The organism is Desulfurispirillum alkaliphilum (assembly GCF_055378285.1).
In genome coordinates, this window is record NZ_AP042405.1 from 2,807,925 (window position 1) to 2,827,764 (window position 19,840).

Sequence of the window (19,840 nt, forward strand, 5' to 3'; positions counted from 1 at the left end):
CCTTTCCTGTATCAGATGTTGTGGTCATCCCCGAAGGATACGGAAGAAGTCCGTATCCAGGGAGCCCCTGTTGCGGAATATCAGAACCACGACGGCCAGGGCCAGCGCGGCCTCCGCAGCAGCCACCGCCATAACCATGGTCGCGACTATATGCCCTTCCATGCCTTCCCAGAAGCGACTGTAGGAGACAAACGCCAGGTTGCCGGCGTTGAGCATCAGTTCAACAGACATAAACACCGTAAAGACATTGCGTCGTGCGATCACGCCGAGTATCCCCATGAGAAAGAGGATGACGCTGAGGGCAAGATATGCCTGAACACCAATAAATATATCCATTTATATCCTCCTCTTGGCCAGGACAACGCCGCCGACCAGCGCCACCAGCAGCAGGGCTGAAACGACTTCAAAGGGCAGAATCCAGTCCGTGAAGAGCATCATGCCAAACTGGTGAATACCCCCGAACCCGTCACCCACTATGGCCGTGGAGACGTAGGGCAGAGCGAAGATCGCTTTCAGCAGAATCCAGGCAATGGGCACCAGGAAGACGCATCCCCCTGCCATCAGGAAGATTCGGTTTGACTCATCGGGCAGATCCTCATCACGCACGTTGATAAACATGATGATGAAGAGGATCAGCGACATGATCGCTCCGGCGTAGACGATAATCTGGAAAGCGAACAGAACCTTGGCTGAAAGCAGCGCGTAGAGTCCTGCCAGCGAAATCAGCGTGATGATGAAGCTCACCGCGCAGTTCAGCGGGTGCCGGAAGAGAATCAGCCCGGCAGCACCGGCGATGGAAAGCGTCGCGAAGGCCAGAAACAGCAGTGCGGCAACAATTCCCATTAGTTCTCCTCCTTCGTGGGTTCGCAGCCAGGCATTCCTGGTGTCTGCATGAGTTGCTCCTTGGTGACAACCATGTCAGCGCGGTTGTCAGTGACCACAGAGAAAATTCCCGTATCCATGCGGATAGCATCCACGGGACACGCCTCCACACAGAAGCCGCAGTAAATGCACTCCAGCAGATCGATATCAAAGCGCGCGGGCATCTTTTCCGTCACCCCGTCTTCACGCTCCGTCGCCTCGATGAAGATACACTTGGCCGGGCAGTTGGTGGCGCACATGAAGCACGCAACACACTTGATGCTGCCATCCTCACGGGTTGTCAGGCGGTGACGTCCGCGCCAGCGAGGCGGAATCTCCACCTTCTGCTCCGGATAGTCGCGCACGATAATATTCTTGCTGTCATGAAGGTTGCGCAGGAAGTGCCGCAGGGTAATGCCCATCCCCTTGATAATCTCCGGGAGATAGAGCCTTTCCATCAGCGTGGATCCTGCCCTTTCAACAGTTCGTACTTTGATTGCCATAATTCCTTACCTCTTCCCTAATTCCTATTGCAGGCTCAGCACCACAACAGCGGTGACGATAATGTTGACAAGGGCGATTGGAAGCAGAACCTTCCAGCCTAACAGTTGCAGCGTATCATAGCGGAAACGGGGAAGAGTCCAGCGGATCCACACATAGAGGAAGCCAACCAGGAAGGTTTTCAGAATGAAAACAATGATCTGGATGATCATGGTGAGGATCTGGGCACCCATTTCTCCAAGCCCCATGGAAAGCGCCAGCAGCAGAACAAGCTCAATGGCAGCAGCCAGGCCGATGAACACCACAGTCAGCACATTGGCTTCGCGCACCCGTGGGTCATTGGGCCGGTCATAATGACAGCGGCTGTTTTTGCGCATCCACAGAATGAACATGGCAAAGAACAGCGGCACCAGTACGAGCAGCGTCTGGGCCACCGTGGTGGCGTTCTCCCGCAGGGTTTCGGTATTGAGCCAGGGAATATGGTAGCCACCAAAGTAGAGGGTGACGATGATAGCACTGGAGACAAACATGGCCACATACTCGCCCATGAAGAAGAGAGCGAATTTCATGGAGCTGTATTCCGTGAAGTAGCCGGCAACGATCTCACTCTCGCCTTCCGCGATATCAAAGGGAGTCCGGTTGGCCTCGGCCACCGCTGTGATCATGAAGAGCAGGAAACCGATGGGCTGCACCACAATGCCCCAGGCGGGAACAAAGCCCCACAGCAGTTCACCCTGATAGCGAACCATGTCATTGAGGTGAACGCTGCCATAGACCCCCAGCAAAGCGATAACGGCCAGGGCCAGAGGGATCTCATAGCTGATGACCTGAGCCGTGGCGCGCAGGCCGCCCAGCATGGCAAACTTGTTATGGGAGGACCAGCCCGCCAGAATGATGCCGTACACCGCAAAGCCGGCAATACCCAGGAACCACAGGATACCCACGTCCATGGGAATGCCCTGCATCATGTAGGTCTTGTCGCCAATGGTGATGTCGTCGGCAAAAGGCACCACGGCAAAAGTCAGCAGCGCGGCCGCGAAGACAATGGCCGGCGCCAACATGAAATAGAATTTGTTTCTGATATGTCCGGGCGTCAGATCTTCCTTGAAGATCAGTTTCACCGCGTCGGCAACGGGCTGCACCAGGCCGCCCAGGGTGAAACCACCCACATTGGCGCGGTTCGGGCCGCTGCGATCCTGAATATAAGAGGCCCCACGCCGTTCCATCCAGACAAAGATGACAATAAATGTCAGTGGCACCAGGATGGCGAAAGCCAGACGCAGGACCACCATGAGAATATCAACACCACTCATGCATGTGCCTCCTTCTTGTCAAGGGCGACTCCACTGGCAGGGAAACTGCTCCAGGGAGCATCGGCAAGCGCTGCCACCTTCCCGGACAGCTCTTCCCGTATGGCAGCCAGGTCACTGTTCCAGGCATTGCCGGAAAGCTCCCCCATCAGTACTTCAGCGGCCACGGGACCATTCTCGTTGCATACCGCCGCATCAATCTGCTGAAGGATACCGTCGCAGTTGATCAGCGTGCCGGCGTACTCCGTGAAAGAGGCGCAGGGCAGAAGCATATCGGCAATGCGGCTGCTCTCGGTAAGATGGGAGTCCACGAGAAGAACCTTTTTGCCTTCCAGCTCCTGGCGCAGCTCCTGAACCTGCTCATCGCTTCTGCCAGCCAGAATGTCGCTGCCCAGCAGGACGATGACTTCGCTTTCGCGCAGGTAGCGGGTAAAGTGCGCCTTGTCCTGGGAAATCCCCAGCAGCTCCAGGGAAGCGCGGTTGGCCGCCTTGTCGTCCTGAATCAGGATTCCATCGGCATCGCCTTCCACCACGGTCCCGGTGCTGTACCCGGAGATTTTGCCGTGATAATGGGCAGCCAGCTTTTTGGCACTGTACATCTGCTCAGTGGTCCAGCTCGGGCTGACCACAAAGAAGACGCTGCCGTCAGCTGCAGCCAGGGTACGGGCAGCAGCAGCCACAACGCTGGCAGTGCTTTCAGGGCTTCCGGCGATCTTGGCACTCTTCAGACGGTTTTCGTTTTCCCGCTGGTAGCTCAATCTCCCGGCATCACACATGAAGTGACCATTAATCTTATCGTTGGGGCGGGGACGGAAGCGGTAGACCTTGTCTTCCTTGTATTTTTCCTGATTGTGGTCAACAAAGATGCTGCATCCCTTGGAGCAGCCATGGCAGACGCTGTTGGCCGTCTGCATGAACCAGACCCGCTGCCTGAAGCGGAAGTCGGAACTGGTCATGGCGCCTACGGGGCAGATATCCACGATATTCATGGCATACCTGTTATTGATGGGCTTGTCGGGGAAAGTCGTCACCCGGGCCAGCTCGCCACGGTTGGTGATACCAAGCTCAGCGGTCTTGGTATACTGACGCAGGAAGCGTACGCAGCGGGCACACAGCACACAGCGCTCCTGGTCGTGCACCACGTTGCACCCGAAATCGAACTTCTTGCCCTTGGGAACCTTCTTGTCGTAGTCCATGCGGCTCTCGTAGGGGCCAAGCTCCATGTAGTAATCCTGCAGCTTGCACTCCCCGGCCTGATCACAGATGGGACAGTCCAGAGGGTGGTTGATCAGGGTGAACTCCAGGGTACGGCGACGCAGGTTCTTGGAGGACTCCCGCTCGAGATATACCTCCATATCTTCCTGTACCACCGTGTTACATGCTATCTGTGGCCCCCGGGCACCTTCTATCTCCACCAGGCACAGGCGGCAGTTGCCGTCAAATCCCAATGCCGGGTGATAGCAGAAGTGGGGGATATTGATTCCCACAGTTGCCAGTGCATCGATGAGGTTCTTACCCTTCTCAACCTCAACGGTCTGGCCATCCACTTTTATTTTTACCAGATTCGCCATCGAATACACCTCGCTCATTTGGGAAAGGGGCATTTGCCCAATTTGATGTGTTCTTCAAATTCCTGGCGGAACTTCAGAATGTGACTTCTGCACGGCATGGCCGCAGCACCAGAGAGAACACAGACCGTCTTGCCTTCCATGTTGTCACAGATTTCGAGGAGCAGATCCAGGTCTTCCATCTTCCCTTTGCCATCCTCAATATCGCTGACAATCTTGTAGATCCAGCCCGTTCCCTCACGGCAGGGCGTACACTGGCCGCAGGATTCGTGCTGGTAGAAGTACAGGAGGTTTTTCAGGTTGCGCACCATGCAGGTCTGATCATCGGAGACGATCATGCCACCGGAACCAAGCATGCTGCCATTTTCCACCAGTGACTCGTAGTCAAGGGTGCACTTCTCCACGTCCTCGGCATTGAGCACGGGGCAGGAGGAACCGCCGGGAATAACCGCCTTGAGCTTACGCCCTTTCCAGATACCACCGGCCATCTTGTCGATGAACTCTTTCATGGAGACACCCAGCTCCGTCTCATAGACGCCGGGTTTTTCCACATGGCCACTGATGCCGAAGAGGAAGGTTCCGGGGCTCTTCTCGGTACCGAACTGACGGTAACCGGCAGCGCCATGCTCAATGATATAGGGCACGGACGCGATGGTCTGAACGTTGTTGATGATGGTGGGAGCACCATACAGGCCCACCAGGGCAGGGAAGGGAGGCTTGACGCGGGGTTGACCCTTTTTCCCTTCGATGGACTCCAGCAGAGCCATCTCTTCGCCACAGATGTAGGCGCCGGCACCACGGTGTACGGTGACATCCACCCGGTAGCCCTTGCCACAGGCGTTTTCGCCCAGCAGGCCAGCCGCGTAGGCTTCATCGATGGCGCGCTGCAGGCCTTCAGCCTGGCGCACGTACTCACCGCGGATGTAGATGTACGCATCGTGGGACTTGATGGCGTAGCAGGTGATGATAATGCCCTCGATGAGCATATGGGGATCTTTTTCGAGAATCTGGCGGTCCTTGAAGGTTCCCGGCTCGGATTCATCGGAGTTCACCGCCAGGTAGATGGGCTTGTCCGTCTCCTTGGGCAGGAAGCTCCACTTCATGCCCGCCGGAAAGCCTGCGCCACCACGGCCGCGCAGGCCGCTCTGCTTGACCTCTTCCACAATCTGATCAGGGCTCATGGAAAAGGCTTTGTCGATCTGGGCGTAGCCGCCGTGCTGACGGGCCACATCCAGAGTGAAGGAATTGGCTATGCCGTACTTGGCACTGAGGACTTTTACTTCTTTGAGTTCTTTTGCTGTCATCTGCTCCACCTCCTCACGGCAACTGGTCGAGAATCTGATCGACCCGCTGGGGAGTCAGGTTCTCATGGTAGTCGTCATTGAGCTGCATCATGGGTCCGGAGCCGCAGGAACCAAGGCATTCCACCTGCACCAGGCTGAAACGTCCATCAGCCGTCGTATGACCAGGTGTAATTCCAATCTTGCCGACAATGTGACGCAGAATTTCCTCCTTGCCACGCAGATCACAAGAGAGGGTGCGACACAGCTGAATATGGTATTTGCCAACCGGGTGAAGATTATACATGGTGTAAAACGTCGCCACCTCATACACATCGGTGACCGGTATTTCCAGGCGCTGGGCTATGTACTCCATAGCCTCTTGTGAAACCCATCCCTCCTGGCGTTGAGCCATCCACAGGCAGGGAAGGTTGAGGGACTTTTTGATGGGGTAGCGCTTCAGGAGTTCCTGAAACTGCCGCTCCGTCTCCTCATTAAAGGCAAAGGGCTTGTCAGCCCGCATGGCTTTTCTTTCTGCTGCACTCATCGGTCCAACTCACCTGCTATGATGTTTAGGCTTCCAAGGTTGATAACTGCATCGGCCACCATGCCCCCTTCAATCATGTGGGGATAGGCCTGCATCATATAGAAGCATGGTGGACGAACTTTGATCTTGTAAGGGCGACCGCCGCCATCGGAAACAATGTAAAAGCCCAGTTCTCCGTTGGCCGCTTCCGTGGAGTCGTACATCTCGCCAACGGGAGACTTGATGCCTTCGAAAATCAGCTTGAAGTGATTCATCAGGGACTCGATGTTGTCATAGACTTCGCTTTTCTTCGGCAGGAAGAACCGCCCGTCTTCAACATTCACCGGGCCTCCCGGAATGCGTTTAACCGCCTGGCGGATGATCTTCATGCTCTCGAAGCACTCCTCGTAGCGAACCATGATGCGGTCGTAGATATCGCCATGGCTGCCCACGGGAATATCGAAGTCGAACTCGTCGTAGCCGTAGTAGGGAGCGTCCTTGCGCAGGTCATAGGCCACGCCGGTGGAGCGCAGGCACGGGCCGGTAAATCCGTAGGAGAGGGCGTCCTCAGCGGAAATGGCGCAGACACCCATGGTGCGGTCGTGCACAATGCGGTTGGTCTTCACCAGACCCATGGAGTCCAGGATACCCTGCTCGCACTTGCTCACCACATCTTCCAGGTCAGCTTCCCAGCCTTCATAGAAGTCGTGATACATGCCGCCAACCCGGGTGAAGGAGTTGGTCAGACGTGCGCCGGTCAGTTTGGCCAGAAAATCGTAGACAAATTCGCGCTGGTTGTAGAGGTACCAGTAGTTGGTCAGAGCGCCCATATCAACGAAGTTGGCCGCGTTACAGACCAGGTGGTCGATGATGCGCGAGAGCTCACTGAGGATGATGCGCATGTAACGGCAACGCTCAGTGATCTCGATGCCCATGAACCCTTCGATGGCCTTGGCCAGGCCAACGTTGTTCATGATGGCAGAGCAGTAGTTCAGACGGTCGGTATAGGGAATACCCTGGTTCCAGGTTCCCGCCTCAACGCTTTTCTCAAAGCCACGATGCAGATATCCGATCTCCGAAACACCAGCCACGATGCTCTCGCCATCCATAGCCACCAAGGTACGCAGGGTACCGTGGGAAGCTGGGTGCGATGGTCCCAGGTTCAGGTACATCAGGTCGGTTTTCAAAAACGAGTGCATATCGGCTTGTTCTATTGTTTGGCTCATCAGTGAACCCCCTTGATTTGCAGACGCTGATTCATTTCATCCATCAGGTCGTCAGGTTCCGTGCACAGATGACGGCGGGTGATGGGATAGTCTTTGCGCAGCGGATGCCCAATGAATTCCTTGTGATTGAGCAGACGCTTGAGCATGGGGTGACCGCTGAAATGCACGCCATACTGGTCGTAGGCTTCGCGCTCGGCCCAGTTGGCAGATTTCCAAAGACCGGTAACCGAGGGAACACCCTTCTGGGGGTCGGCCACATAGGTCTTCACCACCAGCAGCTTGTTGGTCTCCCAGCTGCGCAGCATATAGACAACGGCAAACCGTGCCTCTTTGCGCTGCGGGTAGAGCAGATAGTCAACCACTGTGATATCCAGCAGAAACTGAAAATTGAGTTCCGGGTCATTTTTCAAAAGGGCAAGCACATCGACAATAGCGTCAGAGTCGACCACAACGGTCTTCTGGCCGCGATATTCCGTGACCTCTTTGATATGCGAGGAAAAGCTTGACTGGAGTCTGGAAATTACCTCTTGCATGCTTCCTCCTAGTCCCTGGCCTTCACCTGGTCGTCCAGGTGATCCAGTATTCCCGTAAAGCCGTTTGGCTTCCGGTTGATGAGAACAGTCTCTTCCTTCAGCTTCTTCTGGATCAGGAAAAGAGCATCCAGGATGGCTTCAGGGCGTGGAGGGCAGCCAGAGATATACGCATCGACCGGGATAACCTGGTCAATACCCTGCAGGGTGCAGTAATTGTCATAAAATCCGCCGGAGCACGCGCAGGCGCCCATGCTGATCACCCATTTGGGGTCAGGCATCTGCTCGTAAATTCTTTTCAGGACCGGAGCCTGTTTCATACTGATGGTTCCTGCCACCAGCAGTAAATCGGCCTGGCGGGGGGAGAACCGGATAACCTCTGCTCCAAAACGGGAAAGATCGTGCTGACTGGCTGCGGCACTCATGAACTCAATGGCACAGCAGGCTGTGCCGAATGTCATCGGCCACAGGGAATACTGTCTTGCCCAGTTGACTACAGCATCCATCGTCGTGGTGATAACGCTGTCGCCAAATGTGGCTTCTACGCCTACGCCTACTCCCACTTCAACGCTCCTTTCCTGATGACATAGATCAACCCTTCAAAGAGGGTCAGCATGAAAATAAGCATGACAATAAAGCCGTACCATCCCAGTTCACGCAGGTTGACTGCCCACGGGTACATGAATACCGCCTCAATGTCGAAGATGATGAAGAGAATGGCAACCAGGTAATACTTGACGCTGAACCGCTGGGTCGCCGTCCCCACCATGGTGGAAACCCCAGCCTCATAAACGTCGTTTTTGATGTTGCCACCGCTTCTTGGCCCGATAAATTTCGTCAATAGAAATATGACGGGGAACAGAAGCGCAATGCCAATGAAAAGCACCGCTGCAAGTACCAGTTCTGCAGACATAGGCCTCCCCTTGAGGAAAGAATTGTCGGAATGCATGGCGCTACGATTGTGATCGTATACGGTATACAATTCCATAAAACAGTGTATCAAAAAAAAGAACGAAAGAAAAGCCACATGTTATTTTTTTAACAACCGATGGCAGGAACACGTCTTGCGGCTTTATCAGCCCCCTGACAGGACTTTGCGCCGGGCAAACCTACAGGCGTCAAGGGCATGGTCGAAGATGTGGGCAGCATGACAGCGCAGCTGCTCCTCCGCTTCATAACCGCTGGTAACCGCCAATGGCGTCACACAGGCTCCCAGGGCACTCTGGACGTCCATGGACGTATCACCCACCATGAAAACCCGTTCTGAAGCAACGCAACCTATGCGCTGCAGTGCCGTCAGCACCGGTTCAGGATGAGGTTTCACATTGACAACGTCCTCGTACCCCACCAGCACTTCAAAATAATCCATAATCCCCAGGTGCTCAAGGATCACCCGCGAATAGCTACCGGTCTTGGTCGTCACCACCCCAAGGCGCGCAAAACCCGCCGCCTCTTCAACGGCCTCCCGGGCAAAGGGCAGCAGACTGGTTTTCGCGGTGGCAACCGTGCGGTAGTGGGTTTTGTAAGCGGCGACATGCTCTTCCAGACGCCCCTGATGGACACCAAGCCGAGCAAACATCACCAGCAGCGGGTGGCCGATAAGGGCAGTGACTTCATCCGCCGGAGGACAAAGCGAACCACAGCAATGGAACGCTGTTTCAAACGACTCCACGATAGCTGGAGTGGAGTCAATCAGAGTGCCGTCGAGATCAAAGAGAACAATCGGGAAATCGTGCATGGGATTCTCACATCAGAAGGTCTTCAGCTTGTGTTCAGAGCAAAAATACGATAAAAGTTTCAGGTTATGGCGAAACCTGATCCGGGGAAAACATCAGGCACCTGCCCGCGGTTCGCCCAGCAGTTGAATTTCTTACGGGAGTATATGTTGTATGTCAGCACAGAAGCAATATCAATTCGGCGACATTGAACCAAAGTGGCAGGACTCATGGAACAGCGTCGGGGCCTTTCGCGCCCTTGTTGATACCTCCCGGCCCAAGTTCTACTGCCTGGAGATGCTTCCGTATCCCTCCGGCCGCATTCACATGGGCCATGTGCGCAACTACGCCATCGGCGATGCCATCGCCCGCTATAAAAAGATGCGCGGCTACAACGTCCTGCACCCCATGGGCTGGGACGCCTTCGGCCTGCCCGCTGAAAATGCCGCCATCGCCCACAACATGGACCCAGGCGAGTGGACCTGGAGCAATATCGCCTACATGAAGCAGCAACTGCAGAAGCTCGGTTTCAGTTATGACTGGGAGCGCGAGCTGGCCACCTGCTCCGAAGAGTACGCTGCCTTTGAACAGCAACTCTTCATCGAATTGTACAAAAAAGGTCTGATTTACCGGAAAAAGGCCGAAGTCAACTGGTGCGACCACTGCAAGACTGTGCTGGCCAACGAGCAGGTGGAAGAGGGGCGCTGCTGGCGCGATGGTTCAGAAGTACTGAAGAAAGAGCTGGAGCAGTGGTTCTTCCGTATTACCGCCTACGCCGATGAACTGCTTGAGGGTCTGGACACCCTCACGGATGGCTGGCCCGAGCGCGTCCTGACCATGCAGCGCAACTGGATCGGCAAGTCCATCGGAGCCGAAATCGTCTTTGAGATACCGGAAATATCCGAAAGCATAACTGTCTTCACCACCCGCCCCGACACCCTGTTCGGCGCTACCTTCATGACGCTGGCCCCAGAGCATCCCCTGGCACTGCGCCTGTGCGCCGGCAAGGAAACGGAAGCCGGCGTGAAGGCCTTTATCGAAAAAGTCCGCAGACAGGACACCATCACCCGCACCAGCGACAAGGAAAAAGAAGGTGTCTTCACTGGCGCCTCTGCCATCAACCCCGTCAACGGGCAGTCCATCCCCGTCTACCTGGGCAACTTTGTTCTCATGGGCTATGGCACGGGCGCTGTCATGGCCGTACCCGCCCACGATCAGCGCGACTTCGCCTTTGCCCGCAAGTACCAGCTCCCCATCACCGAAGTCATCCAGTCGGAACAGGGCGTTGCCGGGGAAGCCTGGACCGGCCCCGGCACCCTGATCAACTCCGGCCGGTTCAACGGCATGGACAACGAGACCGCCAAAAAGGCCATTATTGACCATCTGCAGCAGCAGGGCAAAGGCACCGCATCCATCAACTTCCGACTGCGCGACTGGGGCATCTCCCGCCAGCGCTACTGGGGCAACCCCATCCCCATGATTCACTGCAGCCAGTGCGGCGTGGTTCCCGTCCCCGCTGACCAGCTGCCAGTCAAACTTCCCAAGGGCGTTACCCTGCAGGGAAGCGAAGAGTCGCCCCTTGCCACCGTTCCGGAATTTGTCAACGTCAGCTGCCCCACCTGCGCCGGCCCGGCCAGAAGAGAGACGGACACCATGGATACCTTCGTGGAGTCCAGCTGGTACTTCCACCGCTACGCCTGCCAGGAGGACAAAACCCAGCCCATCAACCGTCAGGCCATGGACTACTGGATGGACGTGGACCAGTATATCGGTGGTGTCGAGCACGCGGTCATGCACCTGCTGTACGCCCGCTTCTTCCACAAGGCTCTGCGCGACCTCGGCTATGTCGGCAGCGACGAACCCTTCACCCGTCTGCTCACCCAGGGCATGGTGCTGCTGGGCGGCAAGAAAATGAGTAAATCCCTGGGCAACATCGTCGACCCCGACGAGATGATTCAACGCTACGGCGCTGACACCGTGCGCCTTTTCACCCTTTTTGCCTCGCCACCGGAAAAGGATCTGGAGTGGAACGAATCGGGCGTCGAAGGCGCCTTCCGTTTCCTGGGCCGCCTGTGGAGGCTGGTCCATGAAGACACAACCCGCTACGGGCGCTCCGCTGAAAGCCCGGGCGAACTCAGCGATGATGCGCGCAAACTCCAGCAGAAGCTCCACCAGACCATCAAGCGGGTTACCCAGAACATGGAAGGCCACTACCACTTCAACACCGCCATTGCCGCGACCATGGAACTGGTCAACGAAATGACCCCCTTCAGCGACACTTCCCCCAGCGGCAAATCCCTGTTTCAGGAAGCGCTGGAAGCCCTGTGCAGACTCCTCGCCCCCTTTGTACCTCACATCTGTGAAGAGCTGTGGCAGGATCTGGGACACCGCAGTCTGCTGATCAACGAGCCCTGGCCGGCATTCGACCCTGAGCTGGCCAGCGCCGACGAAATCACCCTGGTCGTGCAGGTCAACGGCAAGGTGCGCGCCAAAATCGAAGTGGACGCGGGTATCGACAAAGCGCAGATGCAGCAGCTGGCTCTGGAGCATGAGCGCATTCTGCCATACCTGGAAAACGTAGAGATAAAACAGGTTATCGTAGTTCCCGGCAAACTGGTCAACATCGTGGTTAAACCAAAATGAAAACCCTCCTGCTGCTCATGATTCTGCTCGCTTTCCTGTCAGGATCGTGCAGCCACTACTCGGTGACACCGCCATCGGCCGTCATGCAACGCTGCGCCGAAGGCATCGGTGTCCCACCAGTGCGTAACGACAGCCAGTACCACGAACAGAGCCCCCGCCTGCGCGACGCCCTGATCGGTCAGCTGAACCGCCAGCCGGGCATGCGCTACTCCAGCAATGCCCGTTGTCAGCTCCAGTGCGTCCTGCTGGGAACATCCCAGCACGTCAGTCGCCGTGACGCCTACGGCACCGCCCTTTCCGAGGATGCCCAGTTCTCCATTGAGTGCGAACTGGTTGAAGATGGCCTGGTATCGCTGTCCAGACACCAGGTCGCCTTTACCGATGACACCTTCATCCAGACCGATGCCCGCAGCCGCTACGAAAACATGGCTGAAAGCGTGATCAACCGTGTCCTCCGCTAACGGCATCCTGCTGATCAGCCCGTCACTGGAAGATGTGCAGGCGCACCTGGAAGGACGCTCCTGCGAAGTACTCGACTCCCGGGGCCACGGCATCCTCAGCGAACTGGAGTCCCTGCTGGAACCAACCTTCTTCGGCCCTGGAGCCGAAGCAGTTCTTATCCACAGCATGGAACAGATCGGCGCCCGCCAGGCACTGCAGATCGTGGAGATGGCTCCGAACTATCCGGAAACCTTCTGGGCCTTTCACATCAGCGAACTGAACCCGCCCAAACGCCAGAAAAAATTTGAAAAAGTCCTCCAGGAAAGATATCCGAAGAAAGCCCTGCGACCGCCATCCATCAGCCAGTTGCGCGACGAATGCCTGCAGAATGCCGCCCGCCTGGGCGTCACCATCAACCACACCTGCGTGGAACTGCTCATCCAGTGGCTGGGGGCAGATCGCAAGCTGCTGCAGCTGGAGCTGGAGAAGTTCGCCCATCTGGACAGGCCGGTGGAAATGGATGATATCCTGCAGTCCTACGCCCCCCAGGGCAAGCGCGATCTGTTCTCCCTGCCGCGCAGACTGCTGAATGGTGAAAAAGAAGCCGTGCTCAGGGACATCCGTTCCATGGAGCCCTTTGAAGACGTTTTCAGCGTCGCCAACGCCTTTGTACATGAACTGAGCAAGATTTACCTGGTCAAGCTCCTGGGCAGCAAGGCCCGCTTTACCAATACCGGCATCAGCGATTATTTTATCGGCCAGTACCGCAGCGCCTGCCAGCAGCTCAGCGCCGAGCATGCCGATGAACTCATGGAACTGGCTGCCACGGTCGATTACGAACTCAAGACAACATCGCTGGGCTATGAGCAGGTCTACGCCCTGATAGAACGCATAGACCTGCTGCGCAAAACCCCATAACATTTTCACCATTTGTCCTGAGGGACACAGACAAGGAAACGCCCACCATGAAGAAGAAGCCCATTGTATGTATAATCGGACGACCAAATGTCGGGAAGTCCACCCTGTTCAACCGCATCGCCAAAAAGCGCATCGCCATCGTGGAGGACATTCCCGGAGTCACCCGCGACCGCAACTACCACGATGTGGAATGGGAGGACAAGGAATTCACCATCGTCGATACCGGTGGCTTTGAATCGGAAACCGGCAAAGGCAGCCTGGAAGCTTCCATGGTGGAGCAGACAGGCATAGCGGCAGCCGAAGCTGACCGGGTCATTTTCCTGCTCGATGGACAGACTGGCCCCATCGCCGACGACTTTGTCATCATGGACATGCTGCGCCGCCATGAAAAGCCCGTCTATATCGCCGTCAACAAAATCGATGCCCCGTCCCACGAAAAGATACTGCTCGATTTCTACCAGCTGGGCGTGGACGAAGTCTTCCCCGTCTCGGCCGCCCATGGACGTGGCGTCGACGACCTGCTGGACACCGTCACCGAGGGCTTCGCCAGCACTGCCCACCAGGACTCTCCGGAAGAGATCGATGAAGACAGCATCCCCATAAAAGTCGCCATCGTCGGACGACCCAACGTCGGGAAATCCAGCCTGGTCAACAAGATCTGTGGCGAAAACCGCGTGGTGGCCTCAGAAGTGCCCGGCACCACCCGCGACACCATTCACACCCCCGTGCGCCGCGAAGGGCGGGATTTCATCCTGCTGGATACCGCCGGCATTCGCCGCAAATCCAAAGCGTACAGCGAAAACCTGGAGCGCTACAGTGTCTTTCGCAGCATCACCGCCATCGAAGAGGCCCATGTGGTCATCCTGATGCTGGACGCCACCGAAGGTATCACCGACCAGGATCTCAAGGTCGCCTCCTACGCCTGGGAAGCCGGAAAGCCCATCATTATCGCGGTCAACAAGTGGGATCTCGTCGCCAAGGAAACCATGACCTACCGTGAGTTTGAAAAGGACATTGAGCATCGCTTCAAATTTTCCACCAAGCCGATTATCCTCTTTATCTCAGCGCTCAGCGGTCAAAGAGTGGTCAAGCTCTTCGACCTGGCCCGCAGCCTCTATGAGAAAACCCGTTTCCGGGTTAACACCAACGAACTCAACGAGCTCATCCAGAGCGCCACGGCCAAACACGCACCACCCGCTGCTCATACCGGGGGCAAACGCCTGAAATTCTACTACGTGACCCAGATATCGCGGCACCCGTTTATTATTGTAATTTTCTGTAATTACCCTGACTCCGTGCACTTTAGTTACAAACGCTATTTGACAAATGTTGTCAGAGAGGCATATTCTCTTTATAATGTGCCTGTTATACTAAAATTCCGAAAGAGGGCCTCCAGTGACCGAGAACAAACTGAAAAGTAGGCTGCTGGCAGCAGGCATGCTCTCCGCTCTGTACCTGAGCGGCTGCGCCATGTCTGCCCGCAATACCGTCACCCCAGAATCTCTGCCCGCCAGCGATACCCTTTACCGGGCGTGGACAGCGGACAAGCAGCCACCAGACCTCTTCGCCAGGAACCTGCTGGGCTCATACCGCAAAGAATACAACGGTCTCTTCCGTGAGGAAGATATGGCCTCAGCCCCCATCCTTCCCGACCCGCTGCCGCTGCAGACAGACTCATTCGCCATACCGGTCACCGTGGACTACAGCCACGATGAACTGCAGTTTGGCTACACCATCCCCGTCGTCATCAACGATCGTGTCAACCAGTACATCAACTTCTACTCCGTACGATACAAGCAGGGCTTCCAGAATCAGCTGCAGCGGGCGAACTACTATCTGCCCATGATTCGCGAAATCTTCCGCGAAGAAGGCGTCCCCGAGGACCTGGCCTATGTGGCACTGGTGGAAAGCGGCTTCCGCCCCACCGCCCGCTCCCACGCAGGCGCCGTGGGTATCTGGCAGTTTATCCGCCCGACGGGGCAGCGCTACGGCCTCGAAGTGAACTGGTGGCTTGATGAGCGGCGCGATCCCATCAAAAGTACCCGTGCCGCCGCCCGCTACCTCAATGACCTGTATGGAATATTCGGCGACTGGCATCTGGCACTGGCCGGATACAACTGCGGAGAAAACCGCGTCCTTCGGGAAATGCGCAACTCTGGAGCCGACAGCTTCTGGGAGCTCAGCCGACTGCCCCGCGAAACCCGCGAGTACGTCCCCGCTATCCTGGCGGCCATTGTCCTGGCCAATAACACCGAAAAATACAGCATTGTGGTCCCCCCCAACGAGGAAATCTACAATCCCGACCTCGTCCCCATCAGCCACCCAACCAGCCTCAATGTCATCGCCAATATCACCGGCATATCCATTGACCGCATCAAAGCGCTGAATCCGGAGCTCAACGGCTACGTGACTCCCCCCAGCAGCTCCTATCGCCTCAAGCTCTTCCCCGGCTACGGAGCGCCCGTGGAAACAGCGCTGCGCGAAATTCCCAAGGGGCAGCGCGTCTCCTGGATCAAGCACCAGGTGCGCTCCGGTGAAAGCCTCTATGTCCTGAGCCGACGCTACAACATCTCCATTGAAGAGATTCGCCGCGCCAACCAGCTCTCCGGCAATCTGCTGCGCGTGAACCAGGTTCTGCTGATACCCTCCCTGCAGCACCCGCCCAGCAGCTCATCGGAGAGAATGATCGCCGGCGTTATCCAGCACCGGGTTTCCCCCGGCGAAAGTCTGTCGGTCATCAGTGAACGCTACCGCGTCTCCATGAACGAAATCCGCCGCAACAACAACATCAGCGGCGATACCATCCGGGCCGGTCAGACCCTGCTCATCCCCGTGGGCGAACCGCTGACCAGTGCCACGACCGCCAGCGCGTCATCACCGGGCGGCATGCTGCGGCACGTGGTCCGTAATGGCGAAAGCCTCTCCACCATCAGCAGCCGCTACAACGTCACCATTGCGCAACTGCGGCAAGCCAACAATATCCGAGGCGATATCATCCAGGCTGGTCAGACCCTCAATATTCCTGCCGCTCAGCGCACCATCACCCAGAGTCAGAATACCCGCATGGTACGTCACGAAGTGCGCGCCGGTGAAAGCCTCTCCGTACTCAGCGACCGCTACAATACCCCCATCGTGGAAATCCGGCGCGCCAACAACCTGCGCGGCGACCTGCTGCGGGTAGGACAGGTGCTGCAGGTACCGGTACGCCAGCAGGCCAGCACACCCGCCGGTGGGCAGCAGATCGCCGGCGGCATTCAGCATCGCGTCCGCGAAGGAGAGAGCCTTTCCGTGCTCAGTGACCGCTACAATGTCCCCATCCGGGACATCCGCCAGGCCAACGGCCTGCGCGGTGACCTGCTCCGGGCAGGCCAGGTGCTGATTATCCCCAACCGCTCATCGGCATCCAATATCGTGGACTATGAAGTGCGAAATGGCGACTCCCTCTCGGTGATCGCCCAGAACTTTGATACCACCGTCGCTCAACTGGTCCGCCTGAATAACCTTGAACACCCGGAGATGATTCGCCCGGGGCAGGTGCTGCGCATTGCCCGCTGAATCCCCCTCCGTACCATAGGCAGGCACACCCATGCGGAAGCTGAATTTTCTTGATAACTACCAGAAGGGCTACTATGACATCATTGAAGATGCCATTGAAAAGCCACCTGCCTTCTGGACGCGAGCAGGCCTGAAGTACTACCTGCTGACCCCGTACTGGCAGGAGTTTCTGGAAGCTGATTTCAGGAAAAAACTCACCATGCTTCGGGGCCTGACCCGCGAACAGAAATTCCGGCTCATGGCAGCTTCAGCCATCGTGGGCATCCTGGTCGGCATTCTCTTTGCGCCGGGCAAAAAAGTTCCTGAACTGCCCCACGATGTGACCCAGCAGATGGTCGACCGCGCCCGCATGCACGAAATCGTCCTCGGTCAGCAGGGTGTTCCCGTGGGCAGCTTTACCCTGAGGCAGATCACCAGTCCTTACCTTCCCGCGCAGCAGGATCCGCAGCAGCCCAAAGCCGGGCGCTTGCAGATCTACTACTCCTTTGAAGCGGAGCGTGCCCAGGCCGTTGTCGCTGAGATCTCCCGTACCCTCGGCTGGAACCTGCAGGTGGAAGAAGGTGTCACCGACCGCTTTGGCTTCCGCGTTATCGTCGAGGGCTACGGCACCATGCAGATGGCCGAATCCCTGCGCCGCGAACTGAAGCTCGACCATGTGGTGCGCCGTGAAGACAAGTACTACCCCGCCAGCGGAATCTTTTTCAACAAGGCCAGTGCCGAGGAGCTGGCGGAAAACATCCGCTACCACCGGGCCATGATCGTCTCCGACTTTGACAAGACCGTCGTATACTCGGTGCTCACCCCGCCCCTGGAGCAGGATCAGATTACCCCTGTCGTCGAACGCCTGCGGCTGCTGGGATATCGCCCCATCAGGATCACCTGATATGCTCGCAACCGCCCGCCACATGATGGTAGAGAAGTACCTGCGCAACCGCATAGAAGATGAACGGGTACTGAGTGTCATCGGAGAGCTTCCGCGCCATCTCTTCGTCGAGGATGCTCTGCAGGGACGCGCCTACAGTAATGACGCCCTGCCTATCGGATTCGGCCAGACCATTTCCCAGCCCTTTATTGTCGCCCTCATGACCCAGGAGCTGGAACTTTCCGGCCAGGAGACCGTCCTGGAAATCGGTACCGGCAGTGGCTACCAGGCTGCCGTGCTCTCCCACCTCGCCCGGGAAGTGCACAGTGTCGAACGCATTCCGCAGCTGGCGCAGCGCGCCGCTAAAGTCCTTCAGTCCATGCATATTGACAATGTCTGCGTGCATATCGCCGACGGCACTGCCATATCCGGTGACCAGCATCCCCTGCCGGCAAAATTCGACCGCATTATCGTCACTGCCGGCGGCAATCGTCAGCCAAGCTCACTTTTGCGCCAGCTGCATATCGGCGGCATTCTGCTTATTCCCATTGGCGACAGCCAGCAGCAAAGCCTTTTCAAATATCGCCGCATCAGCGAAGAGCGCTGGGAGCGGCAGAATCTCCACCAGTGCAGCTTTGTCAAACTGGTGGGCAAAGAGGGCTGGAGCCCTGGAGAGGATGCACCGTGAGACCATACCTGCTCTATGTCACCCGCCACGCCAAATCCAGCTGGGATGACCCCGCCAGCCGGGATTTCGACCGCACCCTGAACCAGCGTGGCCTGGCCAACGCGCCACAGACAGGGCAGCAGCTCCTGGCCCGAGGGATACACCTGGACTCCATCGTCTCCAGCCCGGCAGTGCGGGCCAAGGCCACAGCCCAGCTCATCGCCCATGCAATGGACTATTCACCGGAAAACATTCTCTTCCAGCAGCGCATTTATGAAGCCAGCAGCAGCGACCTCGCCTCGGTGGTGGCACAACTGGACCCGGCGTGGTATAGTGTGCTCCTGTGTGGCCACAATCCCGGCCTCACCGACTTTATTACCAAGTACAGTGACCTCAACCTGGACAACCTGCCCACCGCAGCAGTCGCCGCCTTGCAATTTGAGCTGCCATGGAAGGACATCCATCGGCAAAAGGGCAAATGCCTGTTTTTCTACTCTCCACGGCAAGGCTTTATCGAACCATAGGAAAAAAGTGATACGAGAGCCATGAACCTGCACGCCCCCCGTTCCCTGGAACAGGACGCCATCTGCAAAGAGCACATTAACCAGCTGCCCCTGCTGGATTTCACAGGAAATATTGAACTGATCACCACGGAAGAACAATGCCACGAAGCACTGCCCGCCCTGCAGCAGTGCCCGGTGCTGGGCTTTGATACGGAAACACGTCCCACCTTCCGCAAGGGGCAGTTCTTCCTGCCCTCGCTGATACAGCTGGCAACCCATAACCACGTCTACCTCTTCCAGATCAGCCGCTTCAACCTGCCCGCCGGGCTGCTGGAGATATTCTCCAGCCAGCACATCGTCAAGGTCGGAGCCGGCCTGAACTATGATGTCAAGCAGCTCCAGCAGATTGCCGCCTTTGATGAACAGAGTTTTGTTGACATTGCCCACCTGGCGACCCGCCTCGGCATCAAACAGACCGGCCTGCGCACCCTGTGCGCCCTGCTCTTTGGCAAACGCCTTTCCAAAAAGGCCCGTTGCTCCGACTGGAGCCGCAAACACCTCTCCGCTGAGCAGATCAAGTATGCCGCCGCTGACGCCTGGATCAGCCGTGAACTCTATATGGCCCTCAACAGCCTTCTGGAAAAGCAGAACGCCTCTGCTGAACCCATGGTTTCAGGGAAGTAGAACCCCACAAAAGAACAGCCCGCGCCGCAAAAGCGGCGCGGGCTGTGGAT

Annotated in this window: 19 protein-coding genes and 1 pseudogene; 9 read left to right on the forward strand and 11 right to left on the reverse strand. The window is 57.0% G+C overall.

Annotated elements, in window-relative coordinates:
* Window positions 1-24: 24 nt before the first annotated feature.
* From nuoK to ACZ46I_RS12635, 11 genes and pseudogenes are all read right to left on the reverse strand, one after another.
* Window positions 25-336, reverse strand: a complete 312-nt coding sequence (gene nuoK / locus ACZ46I_RS12585; protein ID WP_013505507.1) for an NADH-quinone oxidoreductase subunit NuoK — start codon at window positions 334-336, stop codon at window positions 25-27.
* Window positions 337-843, reverse strand: a complete 507-nt coding sequence (locus ACZ46I_RS12590; protein ID WP_013505508.1) for an NADH-quinone oxidoreductase subunit J family protein — start codon at window positions 841-843, stop codon at window positions 337-339.
* On the reverse strand, window positions 843-1,364 hold the full coding sequence (locus ACZ46I_RS12595; protein ID WP_013505509.1) for a NuoI/complex I 23 kDa subunit family protein: 522 nt from the start codon (window positions 1,362-1,364) through the stop codon (window positions 843-845). Before ACZ46I_RS12595 ends, ACZ46I_RS12590 begins: the two co-directional genes overlap by 1 nt.
* Window positions 1,365-1,388: 24 nt before the next feature.
* The gene (locus tag ACZ46I_RS12600) at window positions 1,389-2,675 is read right to left on the reverse strand and encodes a complex I subunit 1/NuoH family protein (protein ID WP_464280987.1); all 1,287 of its coding nucleotides are present in this window, start codon (window positions 2,673-2,675) and stop codon (window positions 1,389-1,391) included.
* On the reverse strand, window positions 2,672-4,243 hold the full coding sequence (locus ACZ46I_RS12605; protein ID WP_464280988.1) for an NADH-quinone oxidoreductase subunit G: 1,572 nt from the start codon (window positions 4,241-4,243) through the stop codon (window positions 2,672-2,674). The genes ACZ46I_RS12600 and ACZ46I_RS12605 overlap by 4 nt, the downstream gene beginning before the upstream one ends.
* 14 nt (window positions 4,244-4,257) lie before the next feature.
* Window positions 4,258-5,544: an NADH-quinone oxidoreductase subunit NuoF gene (nuoF, locus tag ACZ46I_RS12610; RefSeq protein ID WP_013505512.1), complete on the reverse strand. Its 1,287-nt coding sequence runs from the start codon at window positions 5,542-5,544 to the stop codon at window positions 4,258-4,260.
* Window positions 5,545-5,557: 13 nt separating this feature from the next.
* On the reverse strand, window positions 5,558-6,043 hold the full coding sequence (gene nuoE / locus ACZ46I_RS12615; protein WP_013505513.1) for an NADH-quinone oxidoreductase subunit NuoE: 486 nt from the start codon (window positions 6,041-6,043) through the stop codon (window positions 5,558-5,560).
* 20 nt (window positions 6,044-6,063) lie between these two features.
* Window positions 6,064-7,805: pseudogene (locus tag ACZ46I_RS12620) on the reverse strand (NADH-quinone oxidoreductase subunit D).
* 8 nt (window positions 7,806-7,813) lie between these two features.
* On the reverse strand, window positions 7,814-8,365 hold the full coding sequence (locus tag ACZ46I_RS12625; protein WP_013505516.1) for an NADH-quinone oxidoreductase subunit B: 552 nt from the start codon (window positions 8,363-8,365) through the stop codon (window positions 7,814-7,816).
* Entirely contained in the window at window positions 8,356-8,715 is a 360-nt protein-coding gene (locus ACZ46I_RS12630) for an NADH-quinone oxidoreductase subunit A (RefSeq protein ID WP_041725925.1), read from the reverse strand. Before ACZ46I_RS12630 ends, ACZ46I_RS12625 begins: the two co-directional genes overlap by 10 nt.
* Before the next feature lie 162 nt (window positions 8,716-8,877).
* Window positions 8,878-9,540 (reverse strand): HAD family hydrolase, encoded by a 663-nt coding sequence (locus tag ACZ46I_RS12635; RefSeq protein WP_013505518.1) that lies wholly within the window; start codon window positions 9,538-9,540, stop codon window positions 8,878-8,880.
* Window positions 9,541-9,691: 151 nt separating this feature from the next.
* Here ACZ46I_RS12635 and leuS point away from each other — a divergent pair, with 151 nt between their 5' ends.
* From leuS to ACZ46I_RS12680, 9 genes are read left to right on the forward strand one after another with little or no spacing between them, the layout of a single operon-like run.
* Entirely contained in the window at window positions 9,692-12,160 is a 2,469-nt protein-coding gene (gene leuS, locus ACZ46I_RS12640; RefSeq protein WP_464280989.1) for a leucine--tRNA ligase, read from the forward strand.
* The gene (locus ACZ46I_RS12645) at window positions 12,157-12,621 is read left to right on the forward strand and encodes a hypothetical protein (RefSeq protein ID WP_013505520.1); all 465 of its coding nucleotides are present in this window, start codon (window positions 12,157-12,159) and stop codon (window positions 12,619-12,621) included. The genes leuS and ACZ46I_RS12645 overlap by 4 nt, the downstream gene beginning before the upstream one ends.
* Window positions 12,608-13,519: a DNA polymerase III subunit delta gene (locus tag ACZ46I_RS12650; RefSeq protein ID WP_013505521.1), complete on the forward strand. Its 912-nt coding sequence runs from the start codon at window positions 12,608-12,610 to the stop codon at window positions 13,517-13,519. The genes ACZ46I_RS12645 and ACZ46I_RS12650 overlap by 14 nt, the downstream gene beginning before the upstream one ends.
* Window positions 13,520-13,566: 47 nt before the next feature.
* Window positions 13,567-14,940 (forward strand): ribosome biogenesis GTPase Der, encoded by a 1,374-nt coding sequence (gene der, locus ACZ46I_RS12655; RefSeq protein WP_464280990.1) that lies wholly within the window; start codon window positions 13,567-13,569, stop codon window positions 14,938-14,940.
* Window positions 14,915-17,074 (forward strand): LysM peptidoglycan-binding domain-containing protein, encoded by a 2,160-nt coding sequence (locus ACZ46I_RS12660; RefSeq protein ID WP_464280991.1) that lies wholly within the window; start codon window positions 14,915-14,917, stop codon window positions 17,072-17,074. Before der ends, ACZ46I_RS12660 begins: the two co-directional genes overlap by 26 nt.
* Before the next feature lie 31 nt (window positions 17,075-17,105).
* The gene (locus ACZ46I_RS12665) at window positions 17,106-17,957 is read left to right on the forward strand and encodes a hypothetical protein (RefSeq protein ID WP_013505524.1); all 852 of its coding nucleotides are present in this window, start codon (window positions 17,106-17,108) and stop codon (window positions 17,955-17,957) included.
* A 1-nt stretch (window position 17,958) separates the two neighbouring features.
* Window positions 17,959-18,624, forward strand: coding sequence for a protein-L-isoaspartate(D-aspartate) O-methyltransferase (locus ACZ46I_RS12670; protein WP_464280992.1), 666 nt, complete (start codon window positions 17,959-17,961; stop codon window positions 18,622-18,624).
* On the forward strand, window positions 18,621-19,127 hold the full coding sequence (locus tag ACZ46I_RS12675) for a SixA phosphatase family protein (RefSeq protein WP_464280993.1): 507 nt from the start codon (window positions 18,621-18,623) through the stop codon (window positions 19,125-19,127). The genes ACZ46I_RS12670 and ACZ46I_RS12675 overlap by 4 nt, the downstream gene beginning before the upstream one ends.
* 21 nt (window positions 19,128-19,148) lie before the next feature.
* Window positions 19,149-19,790: a 3'-5' exonuclease gene (locus ACZ46I_RS12680; RefSeq protein WP_013505527.1), complete on the forward strand. Its 642-nt coding sequence runs from the start codon at window positions 19,149-19,151 to the stop codon at window positions 19,788-19,790.
* The last annotated feature ends 50 nt before the right edge of the window (window positions 19,791-19,840 follow it).